The 14,130-nt window shown below is 61.4% G+C and carries 15 protein-coding genes; 3 read left to right on the plus strand and 12 right to left on the minus strand.

Translation table 11 applies throughout. From position 1 onward, the window contains the following. Window positions 1-2 precede the first annotated feature (2 nt). The 4 genes from GTP27_RS03750 to flgB form a co-directional block, all read right to left on the minus strand. Entirely contained in the window at window positions 3-1,559 is a 1,557-nt protein-coding gene (locus GTP27_RS03750) for a flagellar hook protein FlgE (protein WP_161037847.1), read from the minus strand. A gap of 61 nt (window positions 1,560-1,620) precedes the next feature. Next, window positions 1,621-2,316 (minus strand): flagellar hook assembly protein FlgD, encoded by a 696-nt coding sequence (locus tag GTP27_RS03755; RefSeq protein ID WP_161037848.1) that lies wholly within the window; start codon window positions 2,314-2,316, stop codon window positions 1,621-1,623. A gap of 16 nt (window positions 2,317-2,332) precedes the next feature. After that, window positions 2,333-2,740 carry a flagellar basal body rod protein FlgC gene (flgC, locus tag GTP27_RS03760; RefSeq protein ID WP_155433254.1) on the minus strand — a complete coding sequence of 136 codons (408 nt, stop codon included), beginning with the start codon at window positions 2,738-2,740 and terminating at the stop codon, window positions 2,333-2,335. Between the two features lie 2 nt (window positions 2,741-2,742). Next, the gene (gene flgB / locus GTP27_RS03765) at window positions 2,743-3,168 is read right to left on the minus strand and encodes a flagellar basal body rod protein FlgB (RefSeq protein ID WP_161037849.1); all 426 of its coding nucleotides are present in this window, start codon (window positions 3,166-3,168) and stop codon (window positions 2,743-2,745) included. Between the two features lie 198 nt (window positions 3,169-3,366). On the opposite strand from flgB, the gene flgA reads away from it, so the two are divergent. The 3 genes from flgA to GTP27_RS03780 all read left to right on the plus strand — a co-directional run bounded on the left by flgA (window position 3,367) and on the right by GTP27_RS03780 (window position 5,002). Further along, complete coding sequence (gene flgA, locus GTP27_RS03770; RefSeq protein ID WP_229633371.1) at window positions 3,367-4,071, plus strand: flagellar basal body P-ring formation chaperone FlgA; 705 nt, start codon at window positions 3,367-3,369, stop codon at window positions 4,069-4,071. Window positions 4,072-4,203: 132 nt separating this feature from the next. After that, window positions 4,204-4,518, plus strand: a complete 315-nt coding sequence (gene flgM, locus GTP27_RS03775; protein WP_161037851.1) for a flagellar biosynthesis anti-sigma factor FlgM — start codon at window positions 4,204-4,206, stop codon at window positions 4,516-4,518. A 7-nt stretch (window positions 4,519-4,525) separates the two neighbouring features. Then, window positions 4,526-5,002, plus strand: coding sequence for a flagella synthesis protein FlgN (locus GTP27_RS03780; protein WP_161037852.1), 477 nt, complete (start codon window positions 4,526-4,528; stop codon window positions 5,000-5,002). A 74-nt stretch (window positions 5,003-5,076) separates the two neighbouring features. Here the strand turns inward: GTP27_RS03780 and motD are convergent, their stop codons facing one another. From motD to flhB, 8 genes are all read right to left on the minus strand, one after another. Continuing rightward, window positions 5,077-5,850 carry a flagellar motor protein MotD gene (gene motD / locus GTP27_RS03785; RefSeq protein WP_161037853.1) on the minus strand — a complete coding sequence of 258 codons (774 nt, stop codon included), beginning with the start codon at window positions 5,848-5,850 and terminating at the stop codon, window positions 5,077-5,079. Window position 5,851: 1 nt separating this feature from the next. Next, entirely contained in the window at window positions 5,852-6,598 is a 747-nt protein-coding gene (locus tag GTP27_RS03790) for a flagellar motor protein (protein WP_161037854.1), read from the minus strand. Continuing rightward, on the minus strand, window positions 6,580-7,311 hold the full coding sequence (locus GTP27_RS03795) for an RNA polymerase sigma factor FliA (protein ID WP_155433248.1): 732 nt from the start codon (window positions 7,309-7,311) through the stop codon (window positions 6,580-6,582). Before GTP27_RS03795 ends, GTP27_RS03790 begins: the two co-directional genes overlap by 19 nt. 83 nt (window positions 7,312-7,394) lie before the next feature. Next, window positions 7,395-8,192 carry a MinD/ParA family ATP-binding protein gene (locus GTP27_RS03800; protein WP_161037855.1) on the minus strand — a complete coding sequence of 266 codons (798 nt, stop codon included), beginning with the start codon at window positions 8,190-8,192 and terminating at the stop codon, window positions 7,395-7,397. Further along, window positions 8,185-9,555 carry a flagellar biosynthesis GTPase FlhF gene (gene flhF, locus GTP27_RS03805; RefSeq protein ID WP_161037856.1) on the minus strand — a complete coding sequence of 457 codons (1,371 nt, stop codon included), beginning with the start codon at window positions 9,553-9,555 and terminating at the stop codon, window positions 8,185-8,187. Before flhF ends, GTP27_RS03800 begins: the two co-directional genes overlap by 8 nt. A 149-nt stretch (window positions 9,556-9,704) precedes the next feature. Continuing rightward, window positions 9,705-10,637 carry an RpnC/YadD family protein gene (locus tag GTP27_RS03810; RefSeq protein ID WP_161037857.1) on the minus strand — a complete coding sequence of 311 codons (933 nt, stop codon included), beginning with the start codon at window positions 10,635-10,637 and terminating at the stop codon, window positions 9,705-9,707. 72 nt (window positions 10,638-10,709) lie between these two features. Then, the gene (gene flhA, locus GTP27_RS03815; protein WP_161037858.1) at window positions 10,710-12,833 is read right to left on the minus strand and encodes a flagellar biosynthesis protein FlhA; all 2,124 of its coding nucleotides are present in this window, start codon (window positions 12,831-12,833) and stop codon (window positions 10,710-10,712) included. After that, the gene (gene flhB, locus GTP27_RS03820) at window positions 12,830-14,011 is read right to left on the minus strand and encodes a flagellar biosynthesis protein FlhB (RefSeq protein ID WP_161037859.1); all 1,182 of its coding nucleotides are present in this window, start codon (window positions 14,009-14,011) and stop codon (window positions 12,830-12,832) included. The genes flhA and flhB overlap by 4 nt, the downstream gene beginning before the upstream one ends. Window positions 14,012-14,130: the final 119 nt, after the last annotated feature.

Consider the following 14,130-nt stretch of genomic DNA (forward strand, 5'->3'; position numbering starts at 1 on the left):
GCTTAGCGCAGGTTGACCAGCGTCTGCAGTACCGAGTCCTGCGTCTTGATGGTCTGGGCATTGGCCTGATATACGCGCTGGGCGGTAATCATGTTGACCAGTTCCGCCGTCAGGTCGACGTTGGAAGTTTCCACCGAACTGGCGCGCAGCTTGCCCATCGAGCCGGCATTCGGCACCCCTACCGTCGGCGTACCGGAGGCCGAGCTTTCCGACCAGGCATTGTTACCGAGCGGCGTCAGGCCATCCACGCTGGCGAAGTTGGCCAGACAGATCTGGCCCATGGCACGCGATTTACCGTTGCTGTACTGGCCCAGAATCACGCCATTTTCATCGATGGCGTAACGCTGCCACGAACCGGCCGAATAGCCGTTCTGGGTCGAGCCCAGATCATTGGTGACACTGCCGTACTGGGTGGTCTTGTCGAAGGTGGTCGACACCACCATAGGCTGCTGGGCACCGGTATCGGGGAAGATCGGCAGGCTGATGTTGAACGGCAGCGTCTGCGGGGTCGGCAGCAGGGCCATGGCCTGCGGATTCAGGGCGCCGTTCTTGTCGAACAGCAGGGTGCCGACTTTAATCGCAGGCACGGTAATGGCTGCGGCCAGTTTGGCATTGATCTGGTCCGGCGTCTGGCCGGTGATGGAACCACTGGCGGTAGGATCGAGTGCCGAAAACGCTGCCGTCAGGGCATCGAGCTGGGCTTGCGAAGCAGCGGCTGGCGGCACCGAGGCGGCGGTCAGCATGGAATTATAGGCGGCGCTGGCATAGGCACCGGCGGCAGCCGCAATCGCAGCCACATCGGGTGGCGTGGCGCGCACGGCATCGTTGTAGGCGGTGCGGGCACCTTGCACGGTGGTATCGCTATTGATTGCTGCCGCCACACTGCCGGACACCACCTCTTTATTGTCGGCCGCGGCATATACGTCCCAGGTGTTCGCATCCGTTTTGACATAGTAGGTCGTCATGATGTGCGAAGTACCCAGGCTGTCGTACACGTTCAGCACGGTCTGTTTGTTGTAGCTGGTCGGATCACCGGCATCGAAAGGGATGGTGGCAGGCACTTTCTCTGCCGAGCTCAGGTTCAACTGGAAGTTCGCGGTGGTGGTCTGCACCGGCGTCAGGTCCGATTTATCGAGCGTCAGCGGGACAGGCGCGCCCAGCAGAATCGTACCGGCCGAATTCGACAGATAACCGGTCAGCACGGCACCCTGGGCATTCACCAGCGTATGGCTATTATCTTCATGGAACTGGCCATTGCGCGAATACTGCACGGCGCCATTCACCACTTCGCGGAAGAAGCCGCCACCGTTGATGGAGATGTCGAGCGGGTTGGTACTGGTTTCGATATTCCCCTGGGTGAACTGCTGGGCCAGCTTGGCGGTGGTCACACCGATACCGGCATTGTTGCCCGACACGCCGTTGAGCGAATTGGCATACAGGTCGGCGAACTGGGCCTGCGAGCTCTTGAAACCAACCGTGCTGGCGTTGGCGATGTTATTGCCGATCACATCCAGCGATTTGGATGCTGAGTTCAGGCCGCTAAGTCCTTGTTGGAACATGGTATTCCCCCTGCTAGGTATGAGCTAAAGTGCGCTTCGGATAAAGCGAGCTGGTTAATCGTTACAGTACTTCTTTCACTTGGGACATGGTGAACTGCCCCAGTGAAGTATTCAGTTTCACGCCGCCGCTGCCGGTCGACACGCTGGCCACCGAAGCCAGTTGCAGCGCAGTGGCATCGCTCAGCGTCTTGCCGCCGCTGACGGCCTTGACGGTGAAGGTGTAGTTGCCGTCGGCCGCTTTGCCGCCCGCATCGGTCTTGCCATCCCAGGTCACGGGATAGGTGCCCACATCAGGGCTCTTCAGGCTCAGGGTGCGCACGGTGCTGCCCGCGCTATCCTGGATAGCGATGGTGACGCTTTCCGCGGCCGAAGCCAAATCGACGCCGAACACGCTGCTGCTGGTGGTCTTGCCGCTGCTGTCGGTGCTGCTGGAGAGCTCGATACCTTTGCCCGCTACCAGCACGCCTTTGCCGATCAGATTGGTGGCCGTCAGCGACTGGGCACTGGCCTGGTCGGTACGCAAGGACTCCAGCGTGGCATTGACCTTGTTAATCCCCGTCACGGTGGACAGCTGGGCCAGCTGGCTGGTCATGGCAGCGTTATCCATGGGATTCAGGGGATCCTGATTCTTCAGCTGGGTGACCAGCAGCTTCATGAATTTATCCTGATCCGCCGCTACACTATCCGTGGCCGCCGTGCTCGCTGCACTGGCCACGGTGGTCGTCTTGGGCGTGTCGATTACTCCGCTAATAGTCATGATTGCCTCTTAGGTTTTACTGGCCGATGGTCAGGGTTTTGAGCAGCAGCGTTTTGGCTGCGTTCATGGTTTCGACGTTGGTCTGGTAGGAACGCGAGGCCGACAGCATATTCACCATCTCGTCCACCACATTCACGTTAGGCATGGTCACATAGCCTTTTTCGTCCGCCATCGGATGTTTCGGGTCATACATCTGTTTCATGGGCGACTGGTCTTCCACCACCTGCTTGACGCGCACGCCGGTGGAGCTGCCATCGCCGGCCTGCGGGGTGGCTTCGAACACCACCTGACGGGCCCGGTAAGCTTCGCCGCTGGCGCTAGTGGCACTGTCGGCATTGGCCAGGTTCGACGCCACCACATTCAGGCGCTGCGACTGCGCGCTCATGGCCGAACCGGACACATTGAAAATATTAAACAGCGACATAATTAGTTACCTCCCTGAATCGCGGCCATCATGTGCTTGATCTGCGCATTGATCATGGTGATGCCGGCTTCATAGCGCACCGCGTTGTCGGTGAACTGGTTGCGCTCCACATCCATGTCCACCGTATTGCCATCGACTGCGCCCTGGACCACGCCGCGGTACAGCAGCGGCGTGCCGTCGGCATTGCTGCCAGCTGCTTGCTGGGGGTTGGGGAAATGCTTGGCTGCCGTGGTTTTCAGCGTGGCCGGCACATTGCCGCTGCTTTTATCCAGCGCCGACTGCAGCGCGCTGGTGAAGTCGATGTCGCGGGCCTTGTAGTTAGGCGTATCGCCGTTGGCAATGTTAGAGGCGAGCACAGCCTGGCGCTGCGAGCGCAAGCTCAGTGCCGCTTCATTGAAGCTCAGATAAGCGTCGAGTTTTCCTAACATGGCTGCCTCCAACTTCTCCACTTGCGGGTCCGAACTACGGACGAGGTGTTATGACAGGATCGATGATACGCATGAGCAGCGCGCCGCCATCGACCAATAAGCAGGTACTTTTCCAGCCTATTCATCCATTCAAGTTGGGCCCGGACGATTAAGATGACAGCATCAGTAAGACTTTCCGGCTGCGGCCGCACATCTGCCATGAATACTCGCCTCGCCTGCACAATTAGCGCTGCCCTGCTCTGCCTGAGCGGCGCCAGCGCGGCCCAGACCGCGCCCCAGCGTCAGGACACGGCCACGCTGCGCCGCAGCGTCGAACAGTTCCTGCAAGTCCAGACTGCCGGCCTGCCCGGTCAGGTCACGCTCAGCATAGGCGCCATCGACCCGCGCGTGCAGCTGGCTGCCTGCGCCGAGCCGCAGCCCTTCTTCATGGCGGGCGCCCGTGCCTGGGGCAAAACCACGGTGGGGGTGCGCTGCGTCGCGCCGACGCCGTGGACTATCTATGTACAGGCCAGCGTCACCGTGATCGGCGACTACGTGGCCAGCGCCGTGCCGCTGGCACAGGGCCAGAGCATCGAAGCGGGCCAGCTGGTGACGCTGAAAGGCGACCTGACCATGCTGCCGGCCGGTATCGCCACCGAAGCAGCGCAGGTGATTGGCCGAAGTGCCAATATTTCTTTGCCTGCCGGTATGCCGCTGCGGCTCGATACGCTGCGCAGCAAGCCGGTGGTGCAATCGGGCCAGCTGGTGCGCGTGGTCACCAGCGGCAATGGTTTCAGTGTGTCCGCCGAAGGCCGTGCCATGAGCACGGCCGGCGACGGACAGGTAGTGCAAGTCCGCACCGCAGGCGGCCAGCAGGTCAGCGGCATCGCGCGCGCGGGCGGCATGGTAGAGGTAGCGTTCTAGCCGGCAAGGCTGGCGCAGGAGCAGCGACGGGCAATCTGAAGTTTATGCGAGGCAACGCTAAAGTTTCTTAAGACGGTGCCGATAGATACTCAGATCCCGGAGTTTCGTACTCCTACCAGAGAAGGAAATGCTGTGAAAATTAACGATACATTGAAGAGCACCACTGGTTTGCCGTCGGCAACTCCGGCCTCGACCTCGACTGCGCGCGGCGCAGAAAAGGCCGCTGCCCCGGCCACGCCAGCGACGTCAGACAATGTGCGCCTGTCGCCGCAAGGGCAGGCACTGGCGGCCAGTTCTGCCGGCAGCAGCAATGCCGTGTTCGACACCAAAAAAGTCGAACGCATCAAGCTTGCCATTGCTGACGGCCAGTTCCAGGTCAATTCCGAAAAAGTAGCAGATGGCTTACTCGACACCGTCAAGGATCTGCTGCACTCCCGTAAACGATAGGTCTATCATGGCAACCGCTACCCCGCTGAACAGCCTGCGCGAAGAACAACAGATCATGTCCACGCTGGTGGACGTACTCAAGCAGGAACAGCAATTACTGGTAGCGGCGGAGATGGAAAGCATGCCCGCCATCACCAGCAAGAAGAATACGCTGGTCACGCAGATGACCATGCTGTCGGCCCAGCGCCACCGGGCACTGGGCAAAGCCGGCTACCCGGCCGAAGAAGCAGGCATGGATGCCTGGGTTGCCGCCAGCGGCGCCGAGGCCCGTGAAGCCGCCACCCTGTGGCAAGCCCTGTTACAGCATACGCGCGAAGCCAAAGAGCTGAACCGCATCAACGGCATGCTGATCAACAAACAGATGAACCATACCCAGGCAGCCCTGCAGGCGCTGCGTCCATCCCATGCTGCGCCGAATAATTTCTACGGCCCCGGCGGCATGTCCACCACCCTGCCCCGCAGCCGCGGCTTCCTCGCGGGCTGATCTACCCTGCACGCCAGACAGCAACGGCGACCTTGGGTCGCCGCAGGCTTGAGGATTCGCGCTGCTTGCACTGCTTATGGATTCGGTAATCCGGTAGGAATTTCCGTGATGGTTTCCGGTATGCCGGACAGAATGGTGACCGCCACGCGGCGGTTGCGTGCGCGGCCGATAGGATCGTCGTTCGAGGCCACCGGCACATTCGAGCTGTAGCCCACCGCCGTCAGCCGCTCGGCGCCCACGCCGGCATCGACGAATAGCCGCACCACGCTGCTGGCGCGCACGGCCGACAGTTCCCAGTTGGAGGGGAACAGCGCATTGCGGATAGGCTGGTTGTCGGTATGCCCTTCCACCTGCACATTGTGGCTGTCGCTACGCAGCAGCGAGGCCACCGCGCGCAGGGCTTCGGTCGATTCCGCCGTCAGACGGGCATCGCCGGGATCGAACAGCACGGAAGCATTGATTTCCACGCTGACGCCGCGACTGTTCTGGGTCACCCGCACCTTGCCCTCCTTGACCAGCGGAGCCAGCGTGGACAGCAGGTCCTGCGCCAGCTTGGTCATATGCTCCTTTTCCTTGCGGATGGCTTCGGCGCGGCGCTTGATGGCCACATTCGGCAGCGGCAGGCTGGGCACTTCGGTGTTGATCAGCTGGGCCGAACCGGCGCCGCCGAAGGCATCGCCGAGCGCATCGGAGAATACCCGGTACTTGCCGATGTTGACGGAGGAAATCGCGTACATCACCACGAAGAAGGCGAACAGCAGGGTAATGAAATCGGCATACGAAATCAGCCAGCGCTCGTGGTTTTCCGGTTCATCATCGAACTTTCTGCGCGCGCGCCGGTATTGCATGCTATCTCCCCTGCATCAGCGTGGCGACCCGCTCATCGATCACCCGCGTGTGGTCGCCAGTGGCGATGTCGTAGAACACGGCAGCGGCAATCTCCTGCTGGAATACCGCCTGCGTGACCACGGCCTTGAGCTTGTTGGCGATCGGGTAGAACAGCAGATTGGCCAGTCCTACGCCATACACGGTAGAAACGAAGGCCACCGCGATACCGGCACCGAGCTTGTTCGGATCGGTCAGATTTTCCATCACGTGGATCAGGCCCAGTACCGCGCCCAGAATGCCGATGGTAGGCGAATAGCCGGCCGCCGATTCCCAGATGCGCACGGCCAGCCGTTCTTCCGTTTCGTACACGGTGATTTCGGCGTCGAGAATCTGGCGCAGCTTGTCGGGGTTGATGCCGTCGACGATCAGGCGCAGGCCTTTGGTAATGAACGGATCTTTCGACGCCAGCATATAGCGCTCCAGCGACAGCAGACCATCGCGCCGCGCCGACAGGCTCCACGCATTGATTTCGCGCGCCAGCGCCAGTCGCGTATCGGGCGGTGGCGCAAACACCAGTTTCAGCATGCGCAGACCGCGCTTGAAACTGGCATAGCGGCTTTGCAGCAGCACGGCGCCCAGCGTGCCCACTACCACAATGGCGAAAGCAGCCGGCTGGAATAGCGAAGCGAGCTTGCCGCCTTCCAGCGCCTGGCCGACGACGATGCCGGCCAGCGCCAGCAGCACCCCGGCTACGCTGGCCCAGTCCATGAGCGCTCCCGCAGCGAAGCACGCAGACGTGCCACTGCTTGCGTATGCAATTGCGATACGCGTGATTCCGACACGCCCATCACGGCGCCGATTTCTTTCAAGTTGAGCTCCTCTTCATAGTACAGCCCCATCAGAATCTTTTCGCGCGGCGGCAGCGCATCGATGGCATCGATCACGGCCTGGCGGAAATCGCCGTCCAGCAAAGCGCGCAGCGGATCGCTTTCTTCGTCCGAGCAGTAGCGGTCGAGGAAGCTGTCGTTGCCGTCGTCGTCGTGGAAATCTTCGTAATACACCAGCTGGTGGCCGCCGCCATCGGACAGCATTTCCTGATAGTCGGCCAGCGACAGCTTGAGCATCTTGGCCACTTCCGATTCGGTCGGCGGGTGGCCCAGGCGCTGCTGCAAGGTACTCATCGCCGCTTCGATCTTGCGCATGTTCTGGCGCATGGAACGGGGCAGCCAGTCGCTATTGCGCAATTCATCGAGCATGGCGCCGCGGATGCGCAGCACGGCATAGGTTTCGAACTGGGCGCCGTGGCTATCTTCGTACCGGCTGATGGCGTCCAGCAGACCGATCATACCGGCCTGCACCAGATCGTCGACTTCGACGCTGGGGGGCAGTTTCGCCTTCATGTGATGGGCCAAGCGCTTTACCAACGGCATATGCTCCGTCAGTAAAGAATTCTTGTCCGCTTTCCCTTTAACCGTGTACATAAACTGTTTTTATCGTCATTGAGTACGTATCGTCGTCACTCTTATTGCAGCTTTGGGCTGCGATTTGCTGCTTCTGCTTGCTGCTAGCGCCAGGCTGGCGTCGCCGCCATGGCAAACCGTCCTGCCAGCTGGCGGAACGCGACCGAAGCACCGGCCAGCGGGAAGGCATCGACCACGGCACGCCCCAAGCGTGCGGCACGTTGCAGGTATTCATCCGCCGGGACCGAGCCCATGGAAATCAGGTTGACCGCCAGATAGCGGCTAGCAGCCTGTGCCATATTATCGTATACCACCTTTGCTTCTGCTTCGGAAGCCCCGGTGACCAGAATTCCGAACGGGCGCCGGCCCAGTTCCTGATTCAGACGCTTGATCATACTGTATGCGGCCGTAATCGAGGCAGCACTTTTTCCTACTTGCACCACAATTTCCGAGCTATCCATGACGGGCAAGGGGAAACCGCCGCCATCGAATTCGCCATCAACGATGACGATGCCGGTCTGTTTCACCAGCACATCAAAGGCTTTGGCCAGCCGGCGCGTCTCGTCCGGGCCGCTGCGCGGCTGGCCGCGCGTCATCGAGGCGACGGCAAAACCCTGCGGCACCTGATGGATAACCTGATCGAGCGCACATTCCTGGCGTGCCACGTTGAGCAGGCTGGCGCCGCTATCGACGCCCAGACGGCTGGCCACGCCATGGGCGCTGGCGCAGGCATCCATCAGCAGCACATCGTTGCCGGCACGGGCCAGCGAGGCACCGAGATTGACCAGCATGGCGGCCTTGTCATCTGCCGCCTGAGCCGACAGGAAGGTAACGATGCGGGGCTTGGGCCCCGCCAGCATGCGGCGCAGGCCTTCGGCCTGATCGAAATCGAAATTAGCCAAGATGCACCTCGCGCAGTGCGGCATCGGCAGCGCCGGCGCCCATCATCAGGGGCAGCTCGGCATCGAGGAACTGGCTGGCGGCAGCGTCGCGCTTGAGCTTGAAGGCGCGGTCGATCAGATAGGCAGGATCGGCCAGATGCAGATCTTCCGGCACGCGCTGGCCGTTGGAGACATAAAACAGATTGAGTTTCTGGCGGATCACCACGTCCAGCACATTGCCGATCGCCGCTGCTTCGTCGAGCTTGGTCATGATGCAGCCGGCCAGACCGCTGCCCTGATAGGCACGCACCACTTCGTTCAGGGTTTCCTGGGTGGCCGTGGAATTCAGGCACAGCAGGCGCTTGACGTTGGCACCGGCGCCTTGCAGCATCGATACCTGCTCCGTCACCATCTGGTCGCGCTGGCTGACGCCCACGGTATCGATCAGCACGGTGTGCTTGTTTTTCAGTTCTTTCAGGGCGATGCGCAGATCGGCTTCATCTTTCACCGAGTGCACCATCACGCCGAGGATTTTGCCGTAGATGCGCAGCTGTTCGTGTGCGCCGATACGGTAGGCGTCGGTGGTAATCAGGGCCAGCTTGTCCGGGCCGTGGCGCATCACGCAGCGCGCAGCCAGTTTGGCGGTGCTGGTGGTTTTACCCACGCCGGTAGGACCGACCAGCGCGAACACACCGCCCTGATCGAGCAGCGCATCTTCATTCGACATTACCGACAGGTTGCGGCTCAGCACCGATTTAATCCAGCGCATGCTATCTGCAGCATCGCGGTTGGCCGGCAGTTTTTCGATCAGGTAGCGCGCCAGACTGGCCGAGAAACCGGCGGCCAGCATTTCGCGCAGTACGGCGGTTTTCTGCGGTTCGCGCGACTGGGTGGCGCCCCACGAAATTTCGGCCAGCTGGGTTTCCATCATGCCGCGCATGGCGCGGATTTCGTTCATCATGCCCATCATCTCGGCAGCGGCCGATTCCTTGGCGCTGGCAACGGCCGCGGCCACCATGGAATTGATCTGTTCGGCGCTCATGGCCGGTGCGGCGGCAGGCGTATAAACAGGAGCAGCAGCAGGCGCTGCGGCGCTGCGGCGTGGTGCGGCCGGAGCGCGCGGCGCAGGTGCAGGAGCGCGCAGCGATTCGGCACGCGCTACCGGTGCAGCGCTCGGCAGATCCAGCATAGGCGGCGCTTCGGCCATCGGCGAATGCGGTGCAGGCATAGCCAGCGAGGCAGCGTCTTCGTTAGCCAGTGCAAGAATCTCGATTTCACCGTCAGCCTGACGGTTAGACAGGATCACAGCATCCGGACCTAGTGCTTCACGCACTTTGCGTAAGGCTTCACGGGAGGTCGGGGCGGTAAATTTTTTGACGTTCATGGCCGGCTCTCTGCATTCTGGGGTGAGTACTGTCTTCTGGGTGAGACAACTTTTCCTCGTACAGTGCCATTATTGACGATGCACTCCGGAAACGATCCGATGAACAAGAGGACAATTCGGCCGTATTTCCCCTATGCAGCCCTAGCCGCCTACTCCGCCGAAAACACCTGCTCCAGTCGCTCGGCATGAACAAAGTTACGCGCCCAGCGCTGCAGCTGCGGAACCTCGGCCGCCGCCACGTGCTGGCGCACTGCCGCCGACAAAGTTCCGAAGCGCAACTCCAGCATATCCAGCAACTGCGTAGCCTGCCCCTGCTGCAATCCCTGCTGCAGGCCCTGCTCCAGACCATAACGTTCGAGATAAGATAGGTAAGCCATTTCTGTTTCCTCCCGTATCAGGTAAATCCCGCGCCTCACCCTGCTTTCCATTGCGTCAGGCAGGCGCAGCAGCCAGTCTATGGTGCGATACAGATCGATGATACGCTGCCTGTCCCAGTCGCGCCGCAACAGTAGTTTGGTCAAGCGCCACTTGGCATGGCGCCGCTGATAGGCGTTGCGCCGCGTCCGGCGCGCCTGCAGATGCGCCAGCGTGACCAGCCCGAACGGATTCGGATCGTCGTACAGTTGCGCAAGCTGCGCTTCGAAGTCACGCAGTTTGACCACCGGAAAATCCAGCTGCAGGCGGCAATCGAGCACCTGATACGCATAGCAGGCCGGACGCCAGTGCCAGCCGTCATCCAGCAACAGCGCCATGCTGGCCACTGGCTGGCGATAGCGGTCATACACGCGGTAATGGTAAATAAACATACGCTCGGCAAACGCCCCGTCACGCCAGCCCTGCAGCTCTACATGCAACAGCAAAGTCTGCGCGCTGCCATCGGCGCAGAACACCCGCACCAGCTTATCGAGCACGCGCCGGCCCAGTGCGGCGCCGGCACTCAGCGCTGCCAGCTCCTGATCGAGAAAGCTGTATGGGCGCGACCAGTCAATGGCAGCATGGGCGCGCGGAAAATAAAAGGCCATGAAGTCCGGCAGATAACGGACCAGTACTTCCTTCCACGGGGTATCGTAGTCATCGCTCATGCAGGCAGTCTAGGCTGCCTGCATGAACAGCACTGCGACTGGCGCAATGGTGGGCCAGTCCAGTGTGGCGGATTAAGCCGGCTGCTGCCCCACCAGCGCCGTCACGCGGATAGTCTTGGACTCGGGCACCTCGGCATGCGACAGCACTTTCAGCTGCGGCAGCGAACGGCGCAGGAAGCGCGACAGCAGGGCGCGCAGGGGGCCCGGCACCAGCAGCACCGGCGTCAGCCCCAGCGCCTCCTGCTGGGCCGCAGCCTGCTGGGCCTGCTGGGCAATGGTGTCCGCCAGCCCCGGCTCGATGCCGGCCCCATCCGGACCACTGGCTGCCAGCGCCTGCATCAGCAAGCGTTCCAGACGGTTATCCAGCGTCATCACGGACAGCTCGCTGGCGCCGGGGAACAGCTGCTGCACGATGGCACGACCCAGCGCAATCCGCACCAGTGCGGTGAGGTCGTTCGGATCCTGCGTATGGCCGGCATGCTCGGCCAGCGTCTCGATAATCGAGCGCATATCGCGGATATGCACGCCTTCCACCAGCAGGTTCTGCAGCACTTTCTGCAGGGTCGACAGCGACACCGTCTTAGGTACCAGATCTTCCACCAGCTTGGGCGCATCCTTGCCCAGATGATCGAGCAGCGACTGCACTTCGGCCCGGCCCAGCAATTCGGAAGCATGCGTAGTAATCAGGTGATTCAGGTGGGTGGCCACCACGGTGCCCGCATCGACCACCGTATAGCCCATGCTCTGGGCCTGATCGCGCAGGCTGGCATCGATCCATGTGGCCGGCAGGCCGAAGGCCGGATCGCTGGTGGCCATGCCGGGCAAGGTGCCGCTGGCCATGCCGGGATTGATCGCCAGGAACTGGCCGTTATACGCTTCGCCCGTGCCCACTTCCACCCCTTTGAGGGCGATGCGGTAGGCCGAAGGCTTGAGTTCCAGATTGTCGCGGATGTGCACCGGCGGCGCGAGGAAGCCCACCTCCTGGGCAAACTTCTTGCGGATACCCTTGATGCGCTTGAGCAGCTCGCCGCCCTGGGTCTTATCGACCAGCGGAATCAGGCGGTAGCCCACTTCCAGCCCCAGCGTATCGACCGGCATGATGTCCTGCCAGCTGGCTTCTTCCTGCTCGGGGGCTGCGGCCGGCGCTGCCGCTGCCGCTTCCGCTGCCGCCACTTCCTCTGCCTTGCTCGATTCTTCCTTGCGCGTGAGCAGATAGGCGGAACCGCCCAGCACGGCGGCCAGCAGCAGGAACACCAGATTCGGCATGCCCGGAATCAGGCCCATGCCGCCGATGATAGCAGCCGTGATATACAGCACCTGTGGCTTGGCAAACAGCTGGCCCACCACCTGGGTTCCGATGTCCTGCTCGCTGGCCACGCGCGACACCACGATACCGGCCGCAGTCGAAATTACCAGCGAAGGAATCTGTGCCACCAGACCATCACCGATGGCCAGCAGCGTGTAGTTCTTGATGGCGTCGGCAAACAGCATATCGTGCTGCAGCAAGCCCACCAGCAGACCGCCCACCACGTTAATCACTGTCACCAGAATACCGGCCACGGCATCGCCGCGCACATACTTACTGGCACCGTCCATGGCGCCATAGAATTCCGCTTCCTGCGCCACTTCGCTACGGCGCTTGCGCGCTTCTGCTTCGCCGATCAGACCGGCATTCAGGTCGGCGTCGATCGCCATCTGCTTACCAGGCATCGCATCCAGGGCAAACCGGGCGCCCACCTCGGCAATACGACCGGCACCTTTGGTCACCACGGTAAAGTTGATAATGGTCAGAATGATGAAGACCACGATACCGACTGTGTAGTTACCGCCAATCAGGAAGTGGCCGAATGCTTCGATCACCTTACCGGCCGCATCGGCACCGGTATGGCCCTGGGTCAGCACCACGCGGGTCGAGGCCACGTTCAGCGACAAACGCAGCATGGTCGATACCAGCAGGATGGTAGGGAAAGCCATGAAATCGAGCGGCTTGACGGTGTACAGACTGGTCAGCAGGACGATCACGGACAGCGCGATATTGAAGCTGAACAGCAGATCCAGTATGAAAGCCGGCAACGGCAGCACCATCATGCCCAGCATCATGATGATCAGGATAGGCGCGGCCAGACTGCTCTTGTTGCGGCTATTGGCCAGGCCTTGCAGCCATGGCGGCAGTTTGATGTTGCTCAGGGCGTTCATACAGGTGCTCCGTTGTTCGTATCAGTTTGCTGCTTGAGCGTGCTCACGTGCAGAGGGTCCAGCTCTGGCGGCACCTCGAGTTTCTTCGGTACTTCAGGCCGGTTGCCATTGCCTTTGCTAAACAGACGCAATTGGAACACATAGGCCAGCACTTCGGCCACTGCCGCGTACAGCGCTTCCGGTATCTCGTCGCCGATTTCCGTATGCTTGAACAGCGCACGGGCCAGTGGCGGCGCTTCCAGCATCGTCACCTTGTGTTCGCGCGCAATCTCGCGGATCTTGGCCGCCACTTCGTCCGTGCCCTTGGCCACCACGCGCGGCGCGCCGCGCATGCCGTCGTCGTATTTCAGCGCCACCGCATAGTGGGTCGGGTTGGTCACCACCACGTCGGCGGTCGGCACATCGGCCATCATGCGGCGCTTGGCCATCTCGCGCTGCAACTGGCGGATCTTGGCCTTGATCTGGGGGTTACCGTCGGATTCCTTGGATTCCTGGATCAGTTCCTGACGGGTCATCTTCAGCTTGTTAGCGTAATGCCACATCTGGTAAGGACCGTCGATGGCGGCAATGAAGCCGAGCGCACCGACGATGAACAAAAAGCTGCTGGCCAGTATGTGCAGCAAATGGGCCGTACCGAGCTTGAGCGGTTCAACCGCCAGACCGATCACGGCATCCTTCTGCTTCATCACCACCAGCCAGGCCACCAGTCCCACCACCAGTGCTTTGGCCACGGCCTTGAACAGTTCCACCAGCGCATTGGTGGAAAACATATTGCCGATGCCATTGATGGGATTGAGTTTGCCGAAATTCGGCATGACCGCCTTGCCGGTGAACAGCCAGCCGCCCACCAGCAGGGGCGACACCAGCGCCACCACCATCACGGCCACGCCCAGCGGCAGACAGGCCAGCAGCACCCGCACCAGATCGACCAGAATGCGATTGATCAGCACATCGGCATCGAACACCTGCTCCGGCGTCAGAGCCAGTCCCGACGCCAGCGCCGAACTGAGCTGACGGATCAGCCCTTCGCCCGTCATCCACAGACCGGCACCGGCTGCCATCAGCACGGTAAACGTCGCTACTTCCCGGCTGCGGGGAACGTCGCCTTCCTCACGCGCCTGCTCGAGGCGCTTCTGTGACGCGGGTTCGGTCTTTTCGGCGTCGCTATCTTCTGCCATGTTGCCTGCCTGCTGCGGGGATTAAAGGGAGTCGTTCGATCGTGCCATTATCCCGCTCGCGCGCGGCATCTGATCAGCCGAATACGGCGGGTTTTCCCGCCTTACTCGATGTTTCCCAC

Origin of the sequence: Duganella qianjiadongensis, assembly GCF_009857915.1 — a bacterium.
GTDB classification, from domain to species: Bacteria; Pseudomonadota; Gammaproteobacteria; order Burkholderiales; family Burkholderiaceae_D; genus Rugamonas; species Rugamonas qianjiadongensis.